The following is a 17,727-nucleotide window of genomic DNA, read 5'->3' as shown; positions in this document are numbered from 1 at the left end:
CTCGCGGCGATGGAGTATTTTCGGATGTCAAAAAAAATCATCAACCTCATCATCCTGCTTCCGCTGGCGATCATCCTCGTCATCCTGTGTGTCGCCAATCGTCAGTCCGTGACGTTGGCGCTCAACCCCTTCCGACCGGAAGACGGCGTTCTGTCCTTCACCGCGCCATTTTTTGTTTTCCTGTTTCTGGCGGTCATTTTTGGTGTACTGCTGGGGTCTGCGGCCACCTGGTTCGCTCAGGGCAAACATCGCAAACGCGCCCGTATCGAGGCGAAGGAAGCCGTTCGCTGGCACGACGAGGCCAACCGTCAAAAGGCTGCCGCGGCCGGCCAGCTTCCACAGGCGGGACAACTCCCGGCAAAGTGATGGCGCCAGCATTGGTCCCGGCTCTAGTCGAGCGGCCTACGGAATGTTATTTGCTGGCGCGATAAGACGCGGGCAAAAGCGGAAAGATTTCCATTGAAGAAAAAAGACAGCCGGCCGGGCAATCGCGCGCGAGCCGGAAATGAGAAAAAACAGGCTCATGCCGCAAAGCCGGCGCGCCGCGCGGATCCCGCGCCGAAAAAGCGCGAGCCGGATGCGGTGCGCGGCGTGCAGAAGGCCGCACCGAAGGAAAAAACCGTTGTAGCCGCCGCCATCGAACAGGTTCCTGCGCGCGCACTGATGCAGCGCACCGGCGCACTGCCTGCGGAACAGGTTCCCGTCATTCTGGAATCGAGCGGCGCCGGTGATTTTCACCTCATCGATAGCGGCAACGGCCTGAAGCTCGAGCAATATGGCGATTATCGCATCGTCCGTCCCGAGGCGCAGGCGCTCTGGAGACCGTCGATCCCCGACCGCGTATGGCAGAATGCCGATGCCGTCTTTACCGGCGATACGGACGAGGACGGCATGGGCCGCTGGCGGTTTCCCAAGGAAGCGCTCGGAGAAACCTGGCCCCTGTCGCTCTTGGGCGTCGATTTTCTCGGCCGCTTCACGGCTTTCCGGCATGTTGGCGTCTTTCCCGAGCAGATCGTTCATTGGGAGTGGCTGAAACATTCCATCGAGACGGCTGACCGGCCGCTGAAGGTGCTCAATCTGTTCGGTTATACAGGCGTCGCCTCGCTGGTTGCGGCGGCTGCGGGCGCTGAAGTCACCCACGTCGATGCCTCCAAGAAGGCGATCGGGTGGGCCAAGGAAAATCAGGCCCTTGCCCGGCTCGAGCACGCGCCGATCCGCTGGATCTGCGAAGACGCCATGAAGTTCATCCAGCGTGAGGAACGCCGCGGCAACAGCTACGATATCATCCTCACCGACCCGCCGAAGTTCGGCCGCGGGACCCACGGCGAGGTCTGGCAATTGTTCGACCATCTGCCTCTGATGCTGGACATCTGCCGGGAAATCCTGTCGCCCAAAGCGCTCGGCCTGGTGCTGACAGCCTATTCGATCAGGGCGAGCTTCTATTCAATGCATGAGCTGATGCGTGAAACCATGCGCGGCGCCGGTGGCGTCGTCACGTCCGGCGAACTTGTCATCCGTGAAGCCGGGCTGGACGGCAAGACGCCGGGCCGCGTGCTTTCCACATCGCTGTTCAGCCGCTGGGAGCCGAAATGAAGGATATGCGCGAAAATACAACGCGCCGGGTTGGTCAGGTCAAGGAAGTGACCAGCCTCGCCAATCCCATCATCAAGGACATTAAGGCGCTCACCCAGAAAAAGGGCAGGGAGGAGACCGGCACTTTCATGGCGGAAGGCCTGAAGCTGGTCATCGATGCCCTCGAACTCGGCTGGACGATAAAGACGCTGGTTTACGCCAAGGCCGCCAAGGGCAAGCCGCTGGTGGAGCAGGCGGCGGTGAAGACGGTCGCATCCGGCGGGCTGGTGCTCGAAGTCAGCGAAAAGGTCATCGCCTCGATCACCCGCCGCGACAATCCGCAAATGGTCGTCGGCATTTTCGAGCAGAAATGGAAGCCGCTGAAGGATATCCGGCCGGAAAAGGGCGAGACCTATATCGCACTCGACCGGGTTCGTGATCCCGGCAATCTCGGCACCATCATCCGCACAGCGGACGCGGCTGGTGCCTCGGGGGTCATTCTGGTCGGGGATTGCACGGACCCATTTTCGCTGGAAACGGTACGCGCCACCATGGGTTCGGTCTTCGCCACGCCCGTTGCGCGCGCCTCGGTCGAGGAATTCCTGTCCTGGAAAAAATCGGCACATGTCAGCGTCGTCGCCACCCATCTTGCCGGTTCTGTGGATTATCGAAAGATCGATTATGCCGGCAAGCCGGTCGTGATCCTGATGGGCAATGAACAATCCGGCCTTCCGCCGGAGCTTGCCGGCAAGGCCGACCAGCTGGCGCGCATTCCCCAGCAGGGTCGCGCAGACAGCCTTAATCTCGCCATCGCAACCGCCGTCATGCTGTTCGAAGCACGGCGACATCTCCTCGAACTCGCACCGGTGACGTAATGGCCAAGGCGGCATTGTTCTCGAAATTCGGCCCGGCCTTTGCCCTGATCGTCGCCGCGCTGGTGCTGGATCAAATCGTCAAGCAGCTGGTCGAAGCCTATCTGCCGCTGCAGGAGATGGTGCCTGTCGCGCCGTTTCTGGCGCTTTACCGCACCTACAATCTTGGTGTCGCCTTTTCCATGCTCGAAGACATGCACGGGTGGTTCATCGTCAGCATGCGGCTCGTCATCGTTGTCTTCGTTCTGTGGCTATGGCGCAAGACGGCTGCCGATCGCACCTTCGCCCATCTCGGTTTTGCCTTCATCATCGCCGGAGCAGCGGGTAATCTTCTAGACCGCTTCTTTTACGGGCACGTCATCGACTATATCCTGTTCCACACACAGACATGGTCCTTCGCTGTTTTCAACCTTGCTGACAGTTTCATAACCATCGGTGCAGGCTGCGTCATTCTCGACGAGTTTTTGCACGCCCGGGCGGCTAAAAAGTAAAATTTTACCGTTTCGGCCAAACATATCAAAACCGCTGCCGTGGTAGCGGTTGCCTATGAGCGAACTGGCAAAACTTCGGCAAAAAGTCTCGGATGGCCTTGGCCTGGCTGCCACGGCGGTGCAGCCTGCGGATCGTCTCGATACGACGGCACGCCCTGCAGATGAAGGACATGCGACCGGTACCGGGTCGATTGCGCTCTATGTCGCCGTGTCGTTATCGGTCGGGGCTTTTTCCGCTGCCCTTATCGCGCTTGCAGTGCCTTATGCTGTCACTGTTGCGATGGCGATCTTCTTCGGCGCAGTGCTCGTCGGTGTCCTTTTCCATGCGCTCTTTGATGAGTCTTTGCATCGGCCCGATGCCCTGGCTGCAGAAGCAGATCTCCGGCTGCGCCAGACGCAAAACCGGTCTCTGATTGCCGAAATGCAGGAGTTCATGGGCGATATAGTCGTGATCCGCGACATGAACCGGCGTATTGTCGAGGCGAATAGAGTGTTTCGCGAAATGACCGGCTGCACGGCCCCGGAAGGGTTGAGCTGCGAGGAAATCGGCATCGCTTTCCGCCCGGGCGAAAAGGTCCACGCTTATGATGTGGAGATCGCGACCCCGTTCGGCCAGCGCATCTTCTCCTGGCATGATGTCGTGACCCGCGATCTGGCAAGCAGCCGTCTTCACATCAGCAGCATCGCCAGAGATGTGACTGAGGAGCGGCTTGCACTTGCCGAAAGGGAAGATGCCCGCCTGCGCGCCGAAAAGGCCGAGGCGGAAAAGGCGAGGCTGCTTGCCACGGTAAGTCATGAAATCCGCCTGCCGCTTTCCGGCATGCTCGGCATGAACCATCTTCTGTCGCAGACGAAACTCAGCGACGAGCAGCGCAACTATCTCGATGGCATGCGACAATCCGGCCAGTCGCTGGTGCAGCTGGTCGAGGATCTGCTGGATTATTCGACCATGGAGGCTGGCCGCTTCAGGCTCAATCCGCGCGCGGAGAACCTGCGGCGGCTGATTGAGAGCATCGTTGAGATGCTCGCCCATCGCGCCCATGAAAAAGGTATAGAGATTACATCCTTCGTTGCGCCTGAAGTACCCGATCATCTCGATTTCGATCCGGCGAGGCTTCGTCAGGTCCTCTTCAATCTCCTCGGCAATGCCGTCAAATTCACGCGGGAAGGCGGCGTCGTCATCCGGGCGCGCATGATCGGTGACGAATTGCACATCGCCGTCGAAGACACCGGCCCGGGCATGAGCCGGGCGGAACAGGCCCGTATTTTTGGGGAATTCGAACAGGCTGGCCCGTTGTCGCAGCGAAGCGCAGGCACGGGCCTTGGACTTGCGATCTCCGCCCGTATCGTGCGGGAATTCGGCGGCCGTCTCACGGTTTCCAGCCGCAAGGGCAAGGGTAGCACTTTCAAGCTGGCGTTTCGCCCGGGAGGCGCGCCTGCCGAAATGGCGGATCCGGCGCGGCGCCATTGCCTGCGACATACAAATGTCCTGCTCGTCGCACCAAGGGGTGTGGCGGCAGCGGTCACGATGGAGGCGATCGAGGCCTTCGGCGGGCAATGCACACTTATCCATCAGCCTGAAGATCTGGAAAAGCTGAGGAAGAGTTCCGCCATCGGGACAGCCCCACTTACCGATGTCATCGTCGACCGGCGCATTTCGCCGTTGTTCAAAGATGCACTGAAGGATTGGCCGGACGGCAATGTCCGCCGCACGCTGCTCGTCAGCCCCGAAGAGCGGCCGTCGACAATGCATGTGGCCTTCGACGCGTGGTTGATCCGGCCGCTGCGGGAAAAATCCCTGATCGACGTGTTGTGCGGTCGTCTGCGCGGCATAGAGCGACGGGACGCCATCAACGACAACCACCCGGATGTGGGATTTTCCTCGCGGGTGGTGGAGGGGGCCAGCGGTATCGAGATACTCGTGGCGGAAGACGATGCTGTTAATCAGCGCATCATCCGCGCCGTTCTGGAAAAAAGCGGCTATATCGTCCGCGCCGTCGGGGATTTTGCGGCGTTGCGGCAATCTCTGGAGCATGGCGTATCCCGTTTGCCTGATCTCATAGTCTCCGACCTCAACATGCCGGGCGGCGACGGGCTCCAAGCGCTCCCTGACCTCCTCCATATGCTGCAGGGCGAAAGAAATATTCCTGTCATCGTGCTCAGCGGCGATACCAGTGACGCGACCGCCGAAATCCTGCTGAAGGCTGGTGTTGGCGCGATTTTGACGAAACCTGCCGACCCGCGACGGCTGGTTGAGGAAATCCGTCGTCTGCTGGAGGCGAAACGCCTGTCGCTATCGTAAATTGACAGACTCGCTCTGGCTGCATTTTGTCACTATTCTGTCGTTAAATAGTGATTTATGACAGGAAAATTCTTTGGTGGCGGAGCGATTCCCCATGGTTGCCGAAATCCTCAATCACGACATTTGTGAAAACAATGTTGTCATTACTCCTCGTCCGGAGACAGCTCAGGACAATGAGGGCCTTTTCGGTCGCATCGGCACGCTGGAAACCCGGCTTGCCAGCAATGAACGCGAGATTGATGCTGCGCAGTCCGTACGGTACCGGGTCTTCGTCGAGGAGATGAAGGCAAGGCTTCCGGCAGAAGCGATGCGGCGCCAGCGCGACTTCGACGCCTGGGACAGTGTGTGTGACCATCTGCTCGTGCTCGATAAGTCGATCGAGGGTGACAGCGAAGATCAGATCGTCGGCACCTATCGCCTGCTGCGTCAGGAAGTCGCGCTCGCCAATAATGGCTTTTATTCCGCCAGCGAATTCGACATCGCCGGTCTCGTTGCGCGCCACCCAGGCAAGCGCTTCATGGAGCTTGGCCGCTCCTGCGTGCTGCCGGAATATCGCACCAAGCGCACCGTCGAGCTTCTGTGGCAGGGCAACTGGTCCTACGCCGTTAAACACCGGATGGACGCCATGATCGGCTGCGCCTCCTTCCCGGGTGTGCAGCCGGAAGCACATGCGCTCGCCTTGTCTTTCCTGCACCATAACTGCCTTGCGAAGGGGGAGTGGGAGGCGGTTGCTCTTCCAGAGCTCTACCATGAAATGGACCTCGTTCCGGCAGAAGCCCTGAACGCCCGCAAGGCGCTGAACGCCATGCCGCCGCTGATCAAGGGTTATATGCGCCTCGGCGCCATGTTCGGCTCCGGCGCGGTGGTAGACCACGCCTTCAACACGACCGACGTGCTGGTGGTCCTGCCGGTTTCGTCGATCGCCGGCCGATACATCAGCTATTATGGCGGCGAGACCGAACGTATCAACGGCTGAGCGGGTTCTGCGTAGCCGGAGGGGATGTTCCTGTGGGCAGCGGTGCCGTGCGTGTTGTCTTGGAGTAGCCATTCCCGTTAGTGTCAGCGCTCCTTTTCCGCAACACGATATGACATCGGCAGGCCATTGACGGACGTTCTGACAACCGCTTCCCTGATCTCGGAAGAGAGCCGTGCGACGGCCACTCCGATGATGGAGCAATATATCGAAATCAAGGCGAACAATCCCGGTTCGCTGCTGTTCTACCGCATGGGCGATTTTTACGAATTGTTCTTTGACGATGCGGTGGAAGCTTCCCGCGCTCTCGGTATCACGCTGACGAAACGTGGCCAACACATGGGTCACGATATTCCCATGTGCGGCGTTCCCGTCCATGCTGCGGATGATTATCTCCAGAAGCTCATCATGCGCGGCTATCGCGTTGCCGTCTGCGAGCAGGTCGAAGACCCGGCCGAGGCGAAGAAGCGCGGATCGAAATCCGTGGTAAAACGCGATGTGGTGCGGCTTGTCACGCCTGGCACGCTCACCGAAGAAAAGCTGCTTTCGCCAACGGAATCCAACTATCTGATGGCGCTTGCTCGTATTCGCGGCAGTGCGGAGGCACAGTTCGCGCTTGCCTGGATTGATATTTCCACCGGCGTCTTCCGTCTGGCGGAAACGACGCTGACGCGGCTTCTTGCCGATATCTGGCGTATCGACCCGCGCGAGCTGATCGTTGCCGACAGCCTGTTCCACGACGAGGAATTGCGGCCGGTGTTCGATATGCTGGGCCGCGTGGCGGTGCCGCAGCCGGCCATTCTGTTCGACAGCGCTACGGCTGAAGGGCGGATCGCGCGTTACTTCAACGTCTCGACGCTCGATGGTTTCGGCACATTTTCGCGCGTGGAAATGGCCGCTGCCGCTGCCGCCGTTGCCTATGTCGAAAAAACGCAGATCGCCGAGCGCCCGCCGCTCGGCGCGCCGGAACGCGAAAGTGCTGCCTCCACGCTCTTCATCGATCCCGCGACCCGTGCCAATCTGGAGCTGGTGAAGACGCTCTCGGGTGAGAGGGACGGCTCGTTGCTGCATGCGCTGAACCGCACGGTCACTGGCGGCGGTGCGCGGCTTCTCGCCGAGCGGCTGATGTCACCCTTGACCGATCCGGAGAGGATCAATGCCCGTCTCGACGCGGTTGCTTATTTGATTGACGATGTCTCCCTCTGCGACGGTCTGCGCGATGCGCTGAAGCAGGTGGCCGATATGCCGCGCGCGCTTTCCCGCCTTGCGCTGGAGCGCGGCGGCCCGCGCGATCTCGGCGCGATCCGGCAGGGCTTGGCGTCGGCCGAGAGAATTGCCGCCATTCTCGATCAGGGGCTGTTGCCGGAGGAGCTTGCCTCAGCCCTTGCGGATCTGAAAGCCTTGCCGAGCGGGCTAGAAGCGATGCTCGGCTCGATGCTGGCCGACGATCTGCCGCTTGTGAAGCGCGATGGCGGCTTCCTGCGTGAGGGCGCCAATCCCGAACTCGATGAGGTGCGGGCGCTGCGCGATCAGTCGCGTCGGGTGATCGCCGGGCTGCAGCTGCAATATGCCGAGGAGACCGGCATCAAGTCGCTCAAGATCAAGCATAACAATGTGCTTGGCTATTTCATCGAGGTGACGGCGGGCAATGCCGATGTGATGACGGCGACCGACGAGGCGAAGGCCCGCTTCATCCACCGCCAGACGATGGCCGGTGCCATGCGTTTCACCACCACCGAGCTTGCCGATCTCGAAAGCCGCATCGCCAATGCTGCTGCCGAAGCCCTGACCATGGAGCTGGAAGCCTTCGAACGGATGGTCAAGGCGGTGGTGCAGCAGGCCGACGCGATCAAGGCCGGCGCGCTGGCGCTAGCGGTCATCGATGTCGCCTCGAGCCTGGCCTATCTCGCAACCGAACAGGCCTATTGCCGGCCGATCGTCGACGCCTCCATGACCTTTTCGATCAAGGGTGGGCGACACCCGGTTGTAGAACAGGCGCTCAGGCGGCAGTCAGCTGGGCCCTTCATCGCCAACAATTGCGACCTGTCGGCGGTCAATGGCGGCAAGAACGGCGCGATCTGGCTGCTCACCGGTCCCAACATGGGCGGTAAATCGACCTTCCTGCGCCAGAATGCGCTGATCGCCATCCTTGCGCAGATCGGTTCCTTCGTGCCGGCGGAAGCTGCCCATATCGGCGTTGTGGACCGGTTGTTTTCGCGTGTCGGCGCGTCTGACGATCTGGCGCGTGGCCGCTCGACATTCATGGTGGAGATGGTGGAAACCGCCGCCATCCTCAATCAGGCGACGGACCGCTCGCTGGTCATTCTGGACGAGATCGGCCGGGGTACGGCGACCTTCGACGGACTTTCCATCGCCTGGGCGTCGGTGGAGCACCTGCATGAGGTCAATCGCTGCCGTGGCCTCTTCGCGACGCATTTTCATGAGCTGACGGTGTTGTCGGAAAAACTTGGCCGCCTTTCCAATGCCACGATGCGGGTGAAGGAGTGGGAAGGTGACGTCATCTTCCTGCACGAAGTCGGACCGGGCGCTGCGGATCGTTCCTACGGCATTCAGGTCGCACGGCTTGCGGGCTTGCCGGCTTCGGTGGTGGAACGCGCCCGCGAGGTGCTGACGAAGCTCGAAGATGCCGACCGCAAGAACCCGGCAAGCCAGCTGATTGATGATCTCCCGCTGTTCCAGATCGCGGTTCGCCGCGAGGAAACGCGCAAGGCAGGACCATCAAAGGTGGAGGAAGCCCTGAAAAGCTTCAATCCGGACGAAATGACACCGCGTGAGGCATTGGACGCGCTCTATGCGTTGAAGAAAGAACTTGGCAAGGCTTGAAGGCATAGAGTGCCTGTCCATAGCCTCTGAAACTCTTTATAGGACACTCCCATCGCAAGCGGTGGGGTTTCCCACAGGACATGGATAACGGCATAGATGGCCATCAAGGACCTGGATTTTTCCGACATTCTCGATGTATCGGCGCTGAAGCGAGACTGCGACGTCATCTTCAGGGAAGACGGCAAACGCATCGCCGATATCAAGTCCGATTTACTGCCGATCTTCCGCAAGGCCAGTACGGAAGGCCGGGAAAAGGCCAGGGAACTGCTCAAAGCCGATGGCAGCGGTATTGATTGCGCCCGTCGCATCTCCTGGCTGCAGGATCGGCTGATCGAAACGCTCTATGATCTCTCCTGCCAATACGTCTATCCGAAAGATGCGCCACAGATCGCTGTCGCCGCGGTTGGCGGTTATGGACGCGGCACGCTGGCGCCGGGATCGGATATCGACCTCCTGTTCCTGCTTCCCACCAAGAACACGCCTGACATGCACAAGGCCGTGGAGTTCGTGCTCTATCTCCTCTGGGATCTCGGCTTCAAGGTCGGCCACGCAACCCGCACGGTGGATGAGTGCATTCGCCTCTCCAAATCCGACATGACGATCCGCACCGCTATTTTGGAAGTGCGGGCGATCTGCGGCAAGAAGTCCCTGACCGACGATCTCGAAAAACGCTTCGAGTCAGAAGTCGTCACCGGCACAGGCCCGGAATTCATTGCCGCCAAGCTCGCCGAGCGTGACCAGCGCCACCGCAAGGCCGGCGATACGCGTTATCTGGTGGAGCCGAACGTCAAGGAAGGCAAGGGCGGCTTGCGTGACCTGCACACGCTGTTCTGGATTGCCAAATATTATTACCACGTCCGTGATACGGCCGATCTCGTCAAACTCGGCGTTTTGTCGCGGTCAGAACTGAAACTGTTCGAAAAGGCCGATGATTTTCTCTGGGCCGTCCGTTGCCAGATGCATTTCATCACCGGCAAGGCGGAAGAACGCCTTTCCTTCGATATTCAGCGCGAAATTGCCGATGCGCTGAACTATCAGCCGCGCCCCGGCCTTTCCGCCGTCGAGCGCTTCATGAAGCACTATTTCCTCGTGGCGAAGGATGTCGGCGATCTGACCCGCATCGTCTGCGCCGGGCTGGAAGACAGGCAGGCGAAGGACGTGCCGGGCCTTTCCGGTGTGCTCAGCCGCTTCGCCCACCGCGTTCGCAAGATTCCGGGTTCCGTGGAATTCGTCGAGGACCGGGGGCGCATCGCGCTCGCGAAACCCGACGTCTTCAAGAACGACCCGGTCAACCTCATCCGGCTCTTCCATATCGCCGATATCAACAATCTCGAACTGCACCCCGATGCCTTGCGCGTGGTCACCCGTTCGCTTTCGCTCATCAATGACGAGCTGCGGGAAAACGAGGAAGCAAACCGGCTTTTCCTGTCGATCCTGACATCGCGCCGTGATCCGGCGCTGACGCTGCGCCGTATGAACGAGGCAGGCGTGCTCGGCAAATTCATCCCCGAATTCGGCAAGATCGTCGCGATGATGCAGTTCAACATGTATCATCATTACACGGTAGACGAGCATCTCATTCGTTCTGTCGGCGTGCTGTCGGAAGTGGATAAGGGAACGGCTGTCGATGCCCATCCGCTCGCCAATCAGTTGATGCCCGGCGTCGAGGAACGCGAGGCGCTTTATGTGGCGGTGCTGCTGCACGATGTCGCCAAGGGCCGGCAGGAAGATCATTCGATCGCCGGTGCCCGCGTCGCCCGCAAGCTCTGCCAGCGCTTCCGTCTCACCGGCAAGCAGACCGAAACCGTCGTTTGGCTTATCGAGCAGCATCTTCTGATGTCCATGGTTGCCCAGACGCGCGACCTGCACGACCGCAAGACCATCACCGATTTTGCTGACAAGGTGCAATCCATGGAGCGGCTGAAGATGCTGCTCATCCTGACCGTCTGCGATATCAGGGCTGTCGGTCCGGGTGTGTGGAATGGCTGGAAGGGACAGCTGCTACGTTCGCTCTATTATGAGACGGAACTGCTTCTCTCCGGCGGTTTCTCGGAAGTTTCGCGCAAGGAGCGCGCACAGATTGCCCGGCAGGCGCTCTACGACGCCCTTGATGACTGGGGCCAGAAGGCGCGGCGCAAATACACCAAGCTGCATTACGAGCCTTATCTCCTGACGGTGGCGCTGGAAGATCAGGTGCGACACACCCGCTTCATCCGCGAGGCGGACAAGCAGGAAAAGGCGCTCTCGACCATGGTGCGCACCCATTCCTTCCACGCCATCACGGAAATCACCGTTCTGGCGCCCGACCATCCGCGCCTGCTTTCGATCATAACCGGCGCCTGCGCCGCGGCCGGCGCCAACATTGCCGATGCGCAGATTTTCACCACCTCAGACGGGCGGGCGCTCGATACGATCCTCATCAACCGCGAATTTCCGATCGACGAGGACGAGACGCGGCGTGGCAACAATGTCGGCAAACTGATCGAGGAAGTTCTCTCCGGCAAGCAGCGCCTGCCGGAAATGATCGCCACGCGCACCAAGAGCCGGAAGAAAAAGAGCGCCTTCACCATTCCACCTTCGGTGACGATCTCGAATGGCTTGTCCAACAAGTTCACCGTCATCGAGGTCGAGTGCCTCGACCGGCCGGGGCTTCTGGCCGACATGACGGCTGTCATCGCCGACCTGTCACTCGACATTCACTCCGCCCGCATCACGACATTTGGTGAAAAAGTCATCGATACCTTCTACGTCACTGATCTCTTCGGTCAGAAGGTGACGAACGACAACCGGCAGGCCAGCATCGCGCAACGTTTGAAGGCGGTCATGAGCGAGCAGGAAGACGAATTGCGCGACCGCATGCCAAACGGCATCATCGCCCATCCAGACGTGGCGGCGCTGCCGGCCGCGCGCACGGCAAAGGCTTGAAAGTCCCATGAGTCTCATCGGCAAGTTCGCCACAGTCGGCACAGCCACGCTCGGCAGCCGCATCTTCGGCTTCCTGCGCGAAACGCTGATGGCAGCCGCCGTCGGCACCGGGCCGGTGGCGGATGCTTTCAACGCCGCTTTCCGCTTTCCCAATACCTTCCGGCGGCTTTTCGCCGAGGGTGCATTCAACTCTGCCTTCGTGCCGCTTTTCGCCAAGGAAATCGAAGCGAATGGCATGGAAGGCGCAAGGCGCTTTTCGGAAGAGGTCTTCGGCGTCCTGTTCACGGTGCTGCTGGCCTTGACGATCCTGATGGAACTGTCGATGCCTTTCATCGTGCGCACGGTGATTGCTCCCGGTTTCGTCGATGACCCGGTGAAGTTCGAAAACACCATCCACCTTGCCACCATCATGTTCCCCTATCTCGCCTGCATGTCGCTGGCGGCGATGATGGGCGGCATGCTGAACTCTCTGCACCGTTATTTCGCGGCTGCGATTGCTCCCGTTTTCCTCAACATCATTCTCATCGGCGTGCTCGCGCTGGCATGGTGGAAAAATTACGATCCGCTCCAGGTCGGTTACGCGCTCTCATGGGGCGTTATGGTGGCAGGTCTTGTGCAGCTCGCCATCGTCTGGATTGCGGTGCGCAATGCCGGCATGCGCATTGGTTTCCGCAGACCACGGCTGACCAAGAACGTGCAGCGTCTTCTGGTCCTTGCCCTGCCGGCAGCCATCACCGGCGGCATTACCCAGATCAATCTGCTCATCAACACCAACATCGCTTCCGGCGGCGAGGGCGTCATATCCTCGCTTGCCTATGCGGACCGAATCTATCAACTGCCGCTCGGCGTCGTCGGCATTGCTGTTGCCACGGTGCTCCTGCCGGAACTGGCGCGGGCGCTGCGCGGCGGCCATATGGTGGAGGCCGGAAGCCTGCAGAACCGCTCGGTCGAGTTCGTGCTGTTCCTGACCCTGCCCGCTGCGGCCGCTCTTCTCGTCATGGCCGAACCCATCGTTCGTTTCCTTTACGAGCGCGGCAATTTCTCGCCCTCGGCCACCTTCACCGTTGCGCAAATTCTTGGCATCTACGGTCTGGGCCTGCCGGCTTTCGTGCTCATCAAGGCCTTTATTCCGGGCTTTTTCGCGCGCGAGGATACCCGCACGCCAATGATTTTCGCGGCGATTTCGGTTGTCGTGAACGTCTCGCTGGCACTGACGCTTTTCCCGCGTCTTGGCGGCCCGGGCATTGCCATTGCCGAAATCACCGCCGGCTGGGTGAATGCCGCCCTGCTGTTCGGCATGCTTTTATGGCGCGGTCACTGGCACCTGGATATTCCGCTACTCACCCGTATCCCGCGCCTGCTCCTGGCCGCGGCACTGATGGCCGTATTTGTGCATTATGCGCTGACGTGGCTGACCTTCGAGCTGTCTTCCGCCTCGTCCATTTTCGTGCGGGCCGGCACGATCATGGGCCTCGTCTTTGCCGCCATGCTGGTTTATTTCGTCCTGGCTTTCGTGTCTGGAGGTGCCGACATCGGCATGGTGAAGCGGGCCGTCCGCAAGCGCGGAAAAAAGAACGTCGAGACGGAGGCTGGCTGATGTCATTTGCTGAAAACCGCCGCATCGCCCTCGTTACCCTCATGGTTGATGATTACGATCGGGCGAAGGCGTTTTATTGCGATGTTCTCGGCTTCGAGTGCCTCTCCGATCAGCCACTGGACGACGGCAAGAGGTGGCTGGTGGTCACGCCGCGGGGCGCTGACGGTGGCGCCCTTCTGCTCGCCGAGGCCGATGGTGAAGAGCAGCGCCTTGCCATCGGCAACCAGACCGGCGGCCGTGTCGGATTTTTCCTGCATACCGACAATTTCCATCGCGATTATGAGACGATGCTTGCCCGCGGCGTGCGCTTTGTGGAACAGCCTCGCCATGAGGTTTACGGTTCCGTTGCGGTCTTTGTCGATCCCTATGGGAATCGTTGGGATCTTCTGGAGCCGCGCGGCTGACAGGCCCTGAAAGCGCTTGATTGCGAGGGGCTGCGGGTGCATAAGCGCGCGTGCAATTCCAATCACGGGGCGGGGCCCTCCACAAGCCTTTTCGAGGACGACAATGAACGCATTCAAGCCGCTGGTTTTCTCGGGCGTCCAGCCGACCGGCAATCTGCATCTCGGCAATTATCTCGGCGCGATCCGCAAATTCGTGGCGCTGCAGGAAGATAATGATTGCATCTATTGCGTCGTCGACATGCACGCCATCACCGCCCAGCTCGTTCACTCGGACCTGAAGGCGCAGACCCGCTCTATCGCGGCCGCCTTCATCGCCTCGGGCATCGATCCGGTGAAGCATATCGTCTTCAACCAGTCGACCGTGCCGCAGCATGCGGAACTGGCCTGGGTGTTCAACTGCGTGGCGCGCATCGGCTGGATGGAGCGCATGACGCAGTTCAAGGACAAGTCCGGCAAGAATGCCGAACAGGTGTCGCTCGGCCTCCTTGCGTATCCGAGCCTGATGGCTGCCGACATTCTCGTTTATCGTGCCACCCATGTTCCTGTTGGTGACGACCAGAAACAGCATCTGGAACTCGCCCGCGACATCGCCCAGAAATTCAACATCGATTTCAGCGACCATATCCGCAAGGCGGGCCTCGGGCTCGATATAACGGTCGGCGATGAGCCGGTACACGCCTATTTCCCGATGGTGGAGCCGTTGATCGGCGGTCCGGCCCCGCGCGTGATGTCGTTGAAGGACGGCACCAAGAAGATGTCGAAGTCCGACCCGTCCGATCTGTCGCGCATCAACCTGATGGATGATGTCGATGCCATCTCGAAGAAGATCAAGAAGGCAAAGACCGATCCTGATGCGCTGCCGAGCGAAGTGGAAGGCCTCAAAGGTCGCCCCGAGGCCGACAACCTCGTTGGCATCTATGCCGCGCTTTCCGACAAGACGAAGGCCGACGTTCTTTCCGAGTTTGGCGGACAACAGTTCTCGGCTTTCAAGCCGGCCCTGGTCGAGCTCGCGGTGAATGTGCTGGCTCCCGTCAACAATGAGATGCGCCGCCTTCTCGATGATCCGACCCATATCGACGCCATCCTCAAGCAGGGCGGCGAACGGGCGGGCGCCATTGCCGAAAAGACCATGAACGAGGTGCGCGACATCATCGGCTTCCTGCGCTGACAGGTCGCTGCTGCTCGAATGCGTCGGGCGGTTTGCGCCTGTCGTGATTTGATATAATCTCCGCCCGAACCGTCGGGCGGTTTACGGATCACGGCGGACCTAGGGAGTGCAGAATGGTTTCAAAACGGCTGTCGCGTCTGGAAGGGCATCGTCGCAAGTTTCTTGCAGTTATCGATGACACGCCGGAATGCGAGAGGGCCGTGCACTATGCCGGTCGTCGCGCCAAGAACTCCAATGGCGGACTGGTGCTGCTTTACATGATCCCGGAAGGCGATTTCCAGCAATGGCTTGGCGTCGAGCAGATCATGCGGGCCGAGGCGCGCGAGGAGGCGGAAGCCACGCTTGCCAAGATCGCTCAGAAGGTGCGCGAGACGATCGGCATCGAGCCGGAAGCGGTGATCCGCGAAGGCAGCGCCACCGAGCAGATCCACGGGCTGATCGAGGAAGACCGCGATATCGCCATTCTCGTTCTGGCGGCGGGATCGACGAAGGAAGGTCCGGGACCGCTCGTTTCCTCCATCGCCGGGCGAGGGGCAGCCTTCCCGATCCCCGTCACCGTGTTGCCGGATACTTTGTCCGATGAGGAAATCGACGCTCTCTGCTGATCCGGTTTCGGGCGAGATTCAGGGCCTGACGATTTCTTGAATGTAATTATCATGTCAGGGCTTGAAGTGTAGCTTCGCCGGGCGTATTTTTTGGAAGAATTCTAAATTGCGGGGCGTGAACGGCGACCTCGAAGGAGACAGACGATGTTCATTCAGACGGAAGCCACGCCGAACCCGACAACGCTGAAGTTCCTGCCGGGCAAGGTGGTGCTCGAAAGCGGAACGGTGGAGTTCCTCAACCCGTCGCAGGCCCAGGCTTCGCCGCTGGCAGAGCGCCTCTTCATGATACCGGGTGTGACCGGCGTTTATTTCGGTTTCGATTTCATCACCGTCACCAAGGACGGCGCGGAATGGCAGCACCTGAAGCCCGCCATTCTGGGCGCGATCATGGAACACTTCATGTCCGGCCGCCCGATCATGGGCACTGCCATTGCGGCCGAAGTATCGGATGAGGAAGGCGAGTTCTTCGAAGAGGGTGATGAAACCATCGTCGCCACCATCAAGGAACTGCTGGAAACTCGCGTCCGTCCCGCCGTGGCGCAGGACGGCGGCGACATCACCTTCCGCGGCTTCCGCGACGGCACTGTGTTCCTGAACATGAAGGGCGCGTGCTCGGGCTGCCCATCCTCCACCGCCACGCTGAAGCATGGTGTTCAGAATCTGCTTCGTCATTTCGTGCCGGAAGTGCGCGAAGTCGAAGCGGTATAATGCTGTAAAGCCAGATCATGATTGTTCTCGCACTCGACACCGCAGGTGTGGACTGTTCCGCCTGTATCTATGACAGCACATCAGACAGGGTGCTTGGAGAAGTCTGCGAAACAATTGGCAAGGGCCATGCCGAAAGGCTGATGGCCGTGATCGATGGAGCCTTGGAGCAGGCGCAACTGTCGCTGCGGAATGTCGGGCGTATTGCCGTGACCATCGGCCCCGGGTCCTTCACGGGCATCCGGGTCGGTGTTGCCGCGGCGCGCGGTTTTGCCCTGTCGCTCGGCGTCGAGGCCGTCGGCGTCACCACGCTAGAAACGCTTGCCCTGCATCATCTGCTGCAAAACCCCGACCGGCCAGTGGCGGTCGGTCTGGATGCCAAACGTGGCGAAACCTATCTCCAGACATTCGGCATGGACGGATTACCGCTCAACGAGGCGGCGCTTCTGTCTCTGGATGACGCCAAGAGTGTTCTTTCCGGTTTTAATGGTTCCATCATCGGCTCCGCCGCGCCGCTGTTTGCAGGAGAGGAAAGCGGGTCCGGGCCGGACCACTTTCCGATTGCCTCGGTTGCCCGTGCTGGCGCGCGCAAGCCGGAAGGGCAGCCGAAACCGGCACCGCTTTATCTGCGTGGGCCGGATGCCCGGCCACAAACCGGTTTTGCGCTGGCACGTCAGGACGTTGCCTGATACGGCATGCATGAGTGCATGTTTCTGATTCCCGATTCCTGATATGTTTGACGAATATCTAAGCTGGAAGCCCTATTTCGAGATCGTGCCGATGCAGCATGAGGATTGCGCCGCGGTTGCGGAACTGCATTCACTGCGCTTTCCGCGCCCGTGGAACGACGGGGAGTTTTCGGGACTGCTGACGCAGGGATCGGTTTTCGGTGCCGTTGCCCGGCAGACAAACGCCTTTTTCAGCAAGCCGCTCGGTGGATTCGTGCTGGCGAGGGAAGTGGCGGGCGAGGCGGAAATCCTGACCGTGGCCGTTGCCGACAAGTTCGCACGTGCGGGTCTCGGCTGGCGTTTGATGCAGTCGGCCATCCGCGAGGCGATGATGCGCGGCGCAGAAACCATGTTCCTTGAAGTTGATAATAACAACGCGTCCGCTCTGGGTCTTTACAGGAAGCTCGGGTTCAAAACCGTCGCGGAACGCAAAGCCTATTACACGGCCAAAGATGGAACGAAGTCGACGGCGCTTGTCATGCGCCGCGATCTTCGCTAGTTCCCTGCGACAGGCATTTTTTCGGCGAAAGCCGCAAACCGG

At 60.2% G+C, this 17,727-nt stretch carries 15 protein-coding genes; all 15 read left to right on the top strand.

Translation table 11 applies throughout. The features are described from left to right. Positions 1 to 24 precede the first annotated feature (24 nt). The 15 genes from WA845_RS03640 (at position 25) to WA845_RS03570 (ending at position 17,685) form a co-directional block, all read left to right on the top strand. Positions 25 to 366 carry a LapA family protein gene (locus WA845_RS03640; protein WP_004439562.1) on the top strand — a complete coding sequence of 114 codons (342 nt, stop codon included), beginning with the start codon at positions 25 to 27 and terminating at the stop codon, positions 364 to 366. Between the two features lie 93 nt (positions 367 to 459). Then, complete coding sequence (locus tag WA845_RS03635; protein ID WP_112555967.1) at positions 460 to 1,593, top strand: class I SAM-dependent methyltransferase; 1,134 nt, start codon at positions 460 to 462, stop codon at positions 1,591 to 1,593. Beyond that, entirely contained in the window at positions 1,590 to 2,447 is an 858-nt protein-coding gene (locus WA845_RS03630) for a TrmH family RNA methyltransferase (protein ID WP_004439569.1), read from the top strand. Before WA845_RS03635 ends, WA845_RS03630 begins: the two co-directional genes overlap by 4 nt. After that, positions 2,447 to 2,935 (top strand): signal peptidase II, encoded by a 489-nt coding sequence (gene lspA / locus WA845_RS03625; protein WP_004439571.1) that lies wholly within the window; start codon positions 2,447 to 2,449, stop codon positions 2,933 to 2,935. The genes WA845_RS03630 and lspA overlap by 1 nt, the downstream gene beginning before the upstream one ends. 55 nt (positions 2,936 to 2,990) lie before the next feature. Next, positions 2,991 to 5,237, top strand: coding sequence for an ATP-binding protein (locus tag WA845_RS03620; RefSeq protein WP_112555965.1), 2,247 nt, complete (start codon positions 2,991 to 2,993; stop codon positions 5,235 to 5,237). 94 nt (positions 5,238 to 5,331) lie between these two features. After that, positions 5,332 to 6,213, top strand: a complete 882-nt coding sequence (locus WA845_RS03615; protein ID WP_112555963.1) for a GNAT family N-acyltransferase — start codon at positions 5,332 to 5,334, stop codon at positions 6,211 to 6,213. Between the two features lie 189 nt (positions 6,214 to 6,402). Beyond that, complete coding sequence (gene mutS, locus WA845_RS03610) at positions 6,403 to 9,054, top strand: DNA mismatch repair protein MutS (RefSeq protein ID WP_112555961.1); 2,652 nt, start codon at positions 6,403 to 6,405, stop codon at positions 9,052 to 9,054. A 96-nt stretch (positions 9,055 to 9,150) separates the two neighbouring features. Then, complete coding sequence (locus tag WA845_RS03605; RefSeq protein ID WP_035206692.1) at positions 9,151 to 11,979, top strand: [protein-PII] uridylyltransferase; 2,829 nt, start codon at positions 9,151 to 9,153, stop codon at positions 11,977 to 11,979. A gap of 7 nt (positions 11,980 to 11,986) precedes the next feature. After that, positions 11,987 to 13,576: a murein biosynthesis integral membrane protein MurJ gene (murJ, locus tag WA845_RS03600; RefSeq protein WP_004439581.1), complete on the top strand. Its 1,590-nt coding sequence runs from the start codon at positions 11,987 to 11,989 to the stop codon at positions 13,574 to 13,576. Beyond that, positions 13,576 to 13,980: a VOC family protein gene (locus WA845_RS03595; RefSeq protein WP_112555959.1), complete on the top strand. Its 405-nt coding sequence runs from the start codon at positions 13,576 to 13,578 to the stop codon at positions 13,978 to 13,980. Before murJ ends, WA845_RS03595 begins: the two co-directional genes overlap by 1 nt. A gap of 103 nt (positions 13,981 to 14,083) precedes the next feature. Beyond that, entirely contained in the window at positions 14,084 to 15,148 is a 1,065-nt protein-coding gene (trpS, locus tag WA845_RS03590; RefSeq protein WP_112555957.1) for a tryptophan--tRNA ligase, read from the top strand. 113 nt (positions 15,149 to 15,261) lie between these two features. Next, positions 15,262 to 15,753: a universal stress protein gene (locus WA845_RS03585; protein ID WP_003503758.1), complete on the top strand. Its 492-nt coding sequence runs from the start codon at positions 15,262 to 15,264 to the stop codon at positions 15,751 to 15,753. A 144-nt stretch (positions 15,754 to 15,897) separates the two neighbouring features. After that, positions 15,898 to 16,461 (top strand): NifU family protein, encoded by a 564-nt coding sequence (locus tag WA845_RS03580; protein ID WP_006698903.1) that lies wholly within the window; start codon positions 15,898 to 15,900, stop codon positions 16,459 to 16,461. Between the two features lie 17 nt (positions 16,462 to 16,478). After that, on the top strand, positions 16,479 to 17,147 hold the full coding sequence (gene tsaB, locus WA845_RS03575) for a tRNA (adenosine(37)-N6)-threonylcarbamoyltransferase complex dimerization subunit type 1 TsaB (protein WP_112555955.1): 669 nt from the start codon (positions 16,479 to 16,481) through the stop codon (positions 17,145 to 17,147). 43 nt (positions 17,148 to 17,190) lie between these two features. Further along, on the top strand, positions 17,191 to 17,685 hold the full coding sequence (locus WA845_RS03570) for a GNAT family N-acetyltransferase (RefSeq protein ID WP_072493877.1): 495 nt from the start codon (positions 17,191 to 17,193) through the stop codon (positions 17,683 to 17,685). Positions 17,686 to 17,727 lie beyond the last annotated feature (42 nt).

The sequence above is a fragment of the Agrobacterium sp. CMT1 genome (assembly GCF_037203725.1).
Classification (GTDB): Bacteria; Pseudomonadota; Alphaproteobacteria; order Rhizobiales; family Rhizobiaceae; genus Agrobacterium; species Agrobacterium pusense.
This window is presented reverse-complemented; position numbering and strand designations above follow the sequence as displayed.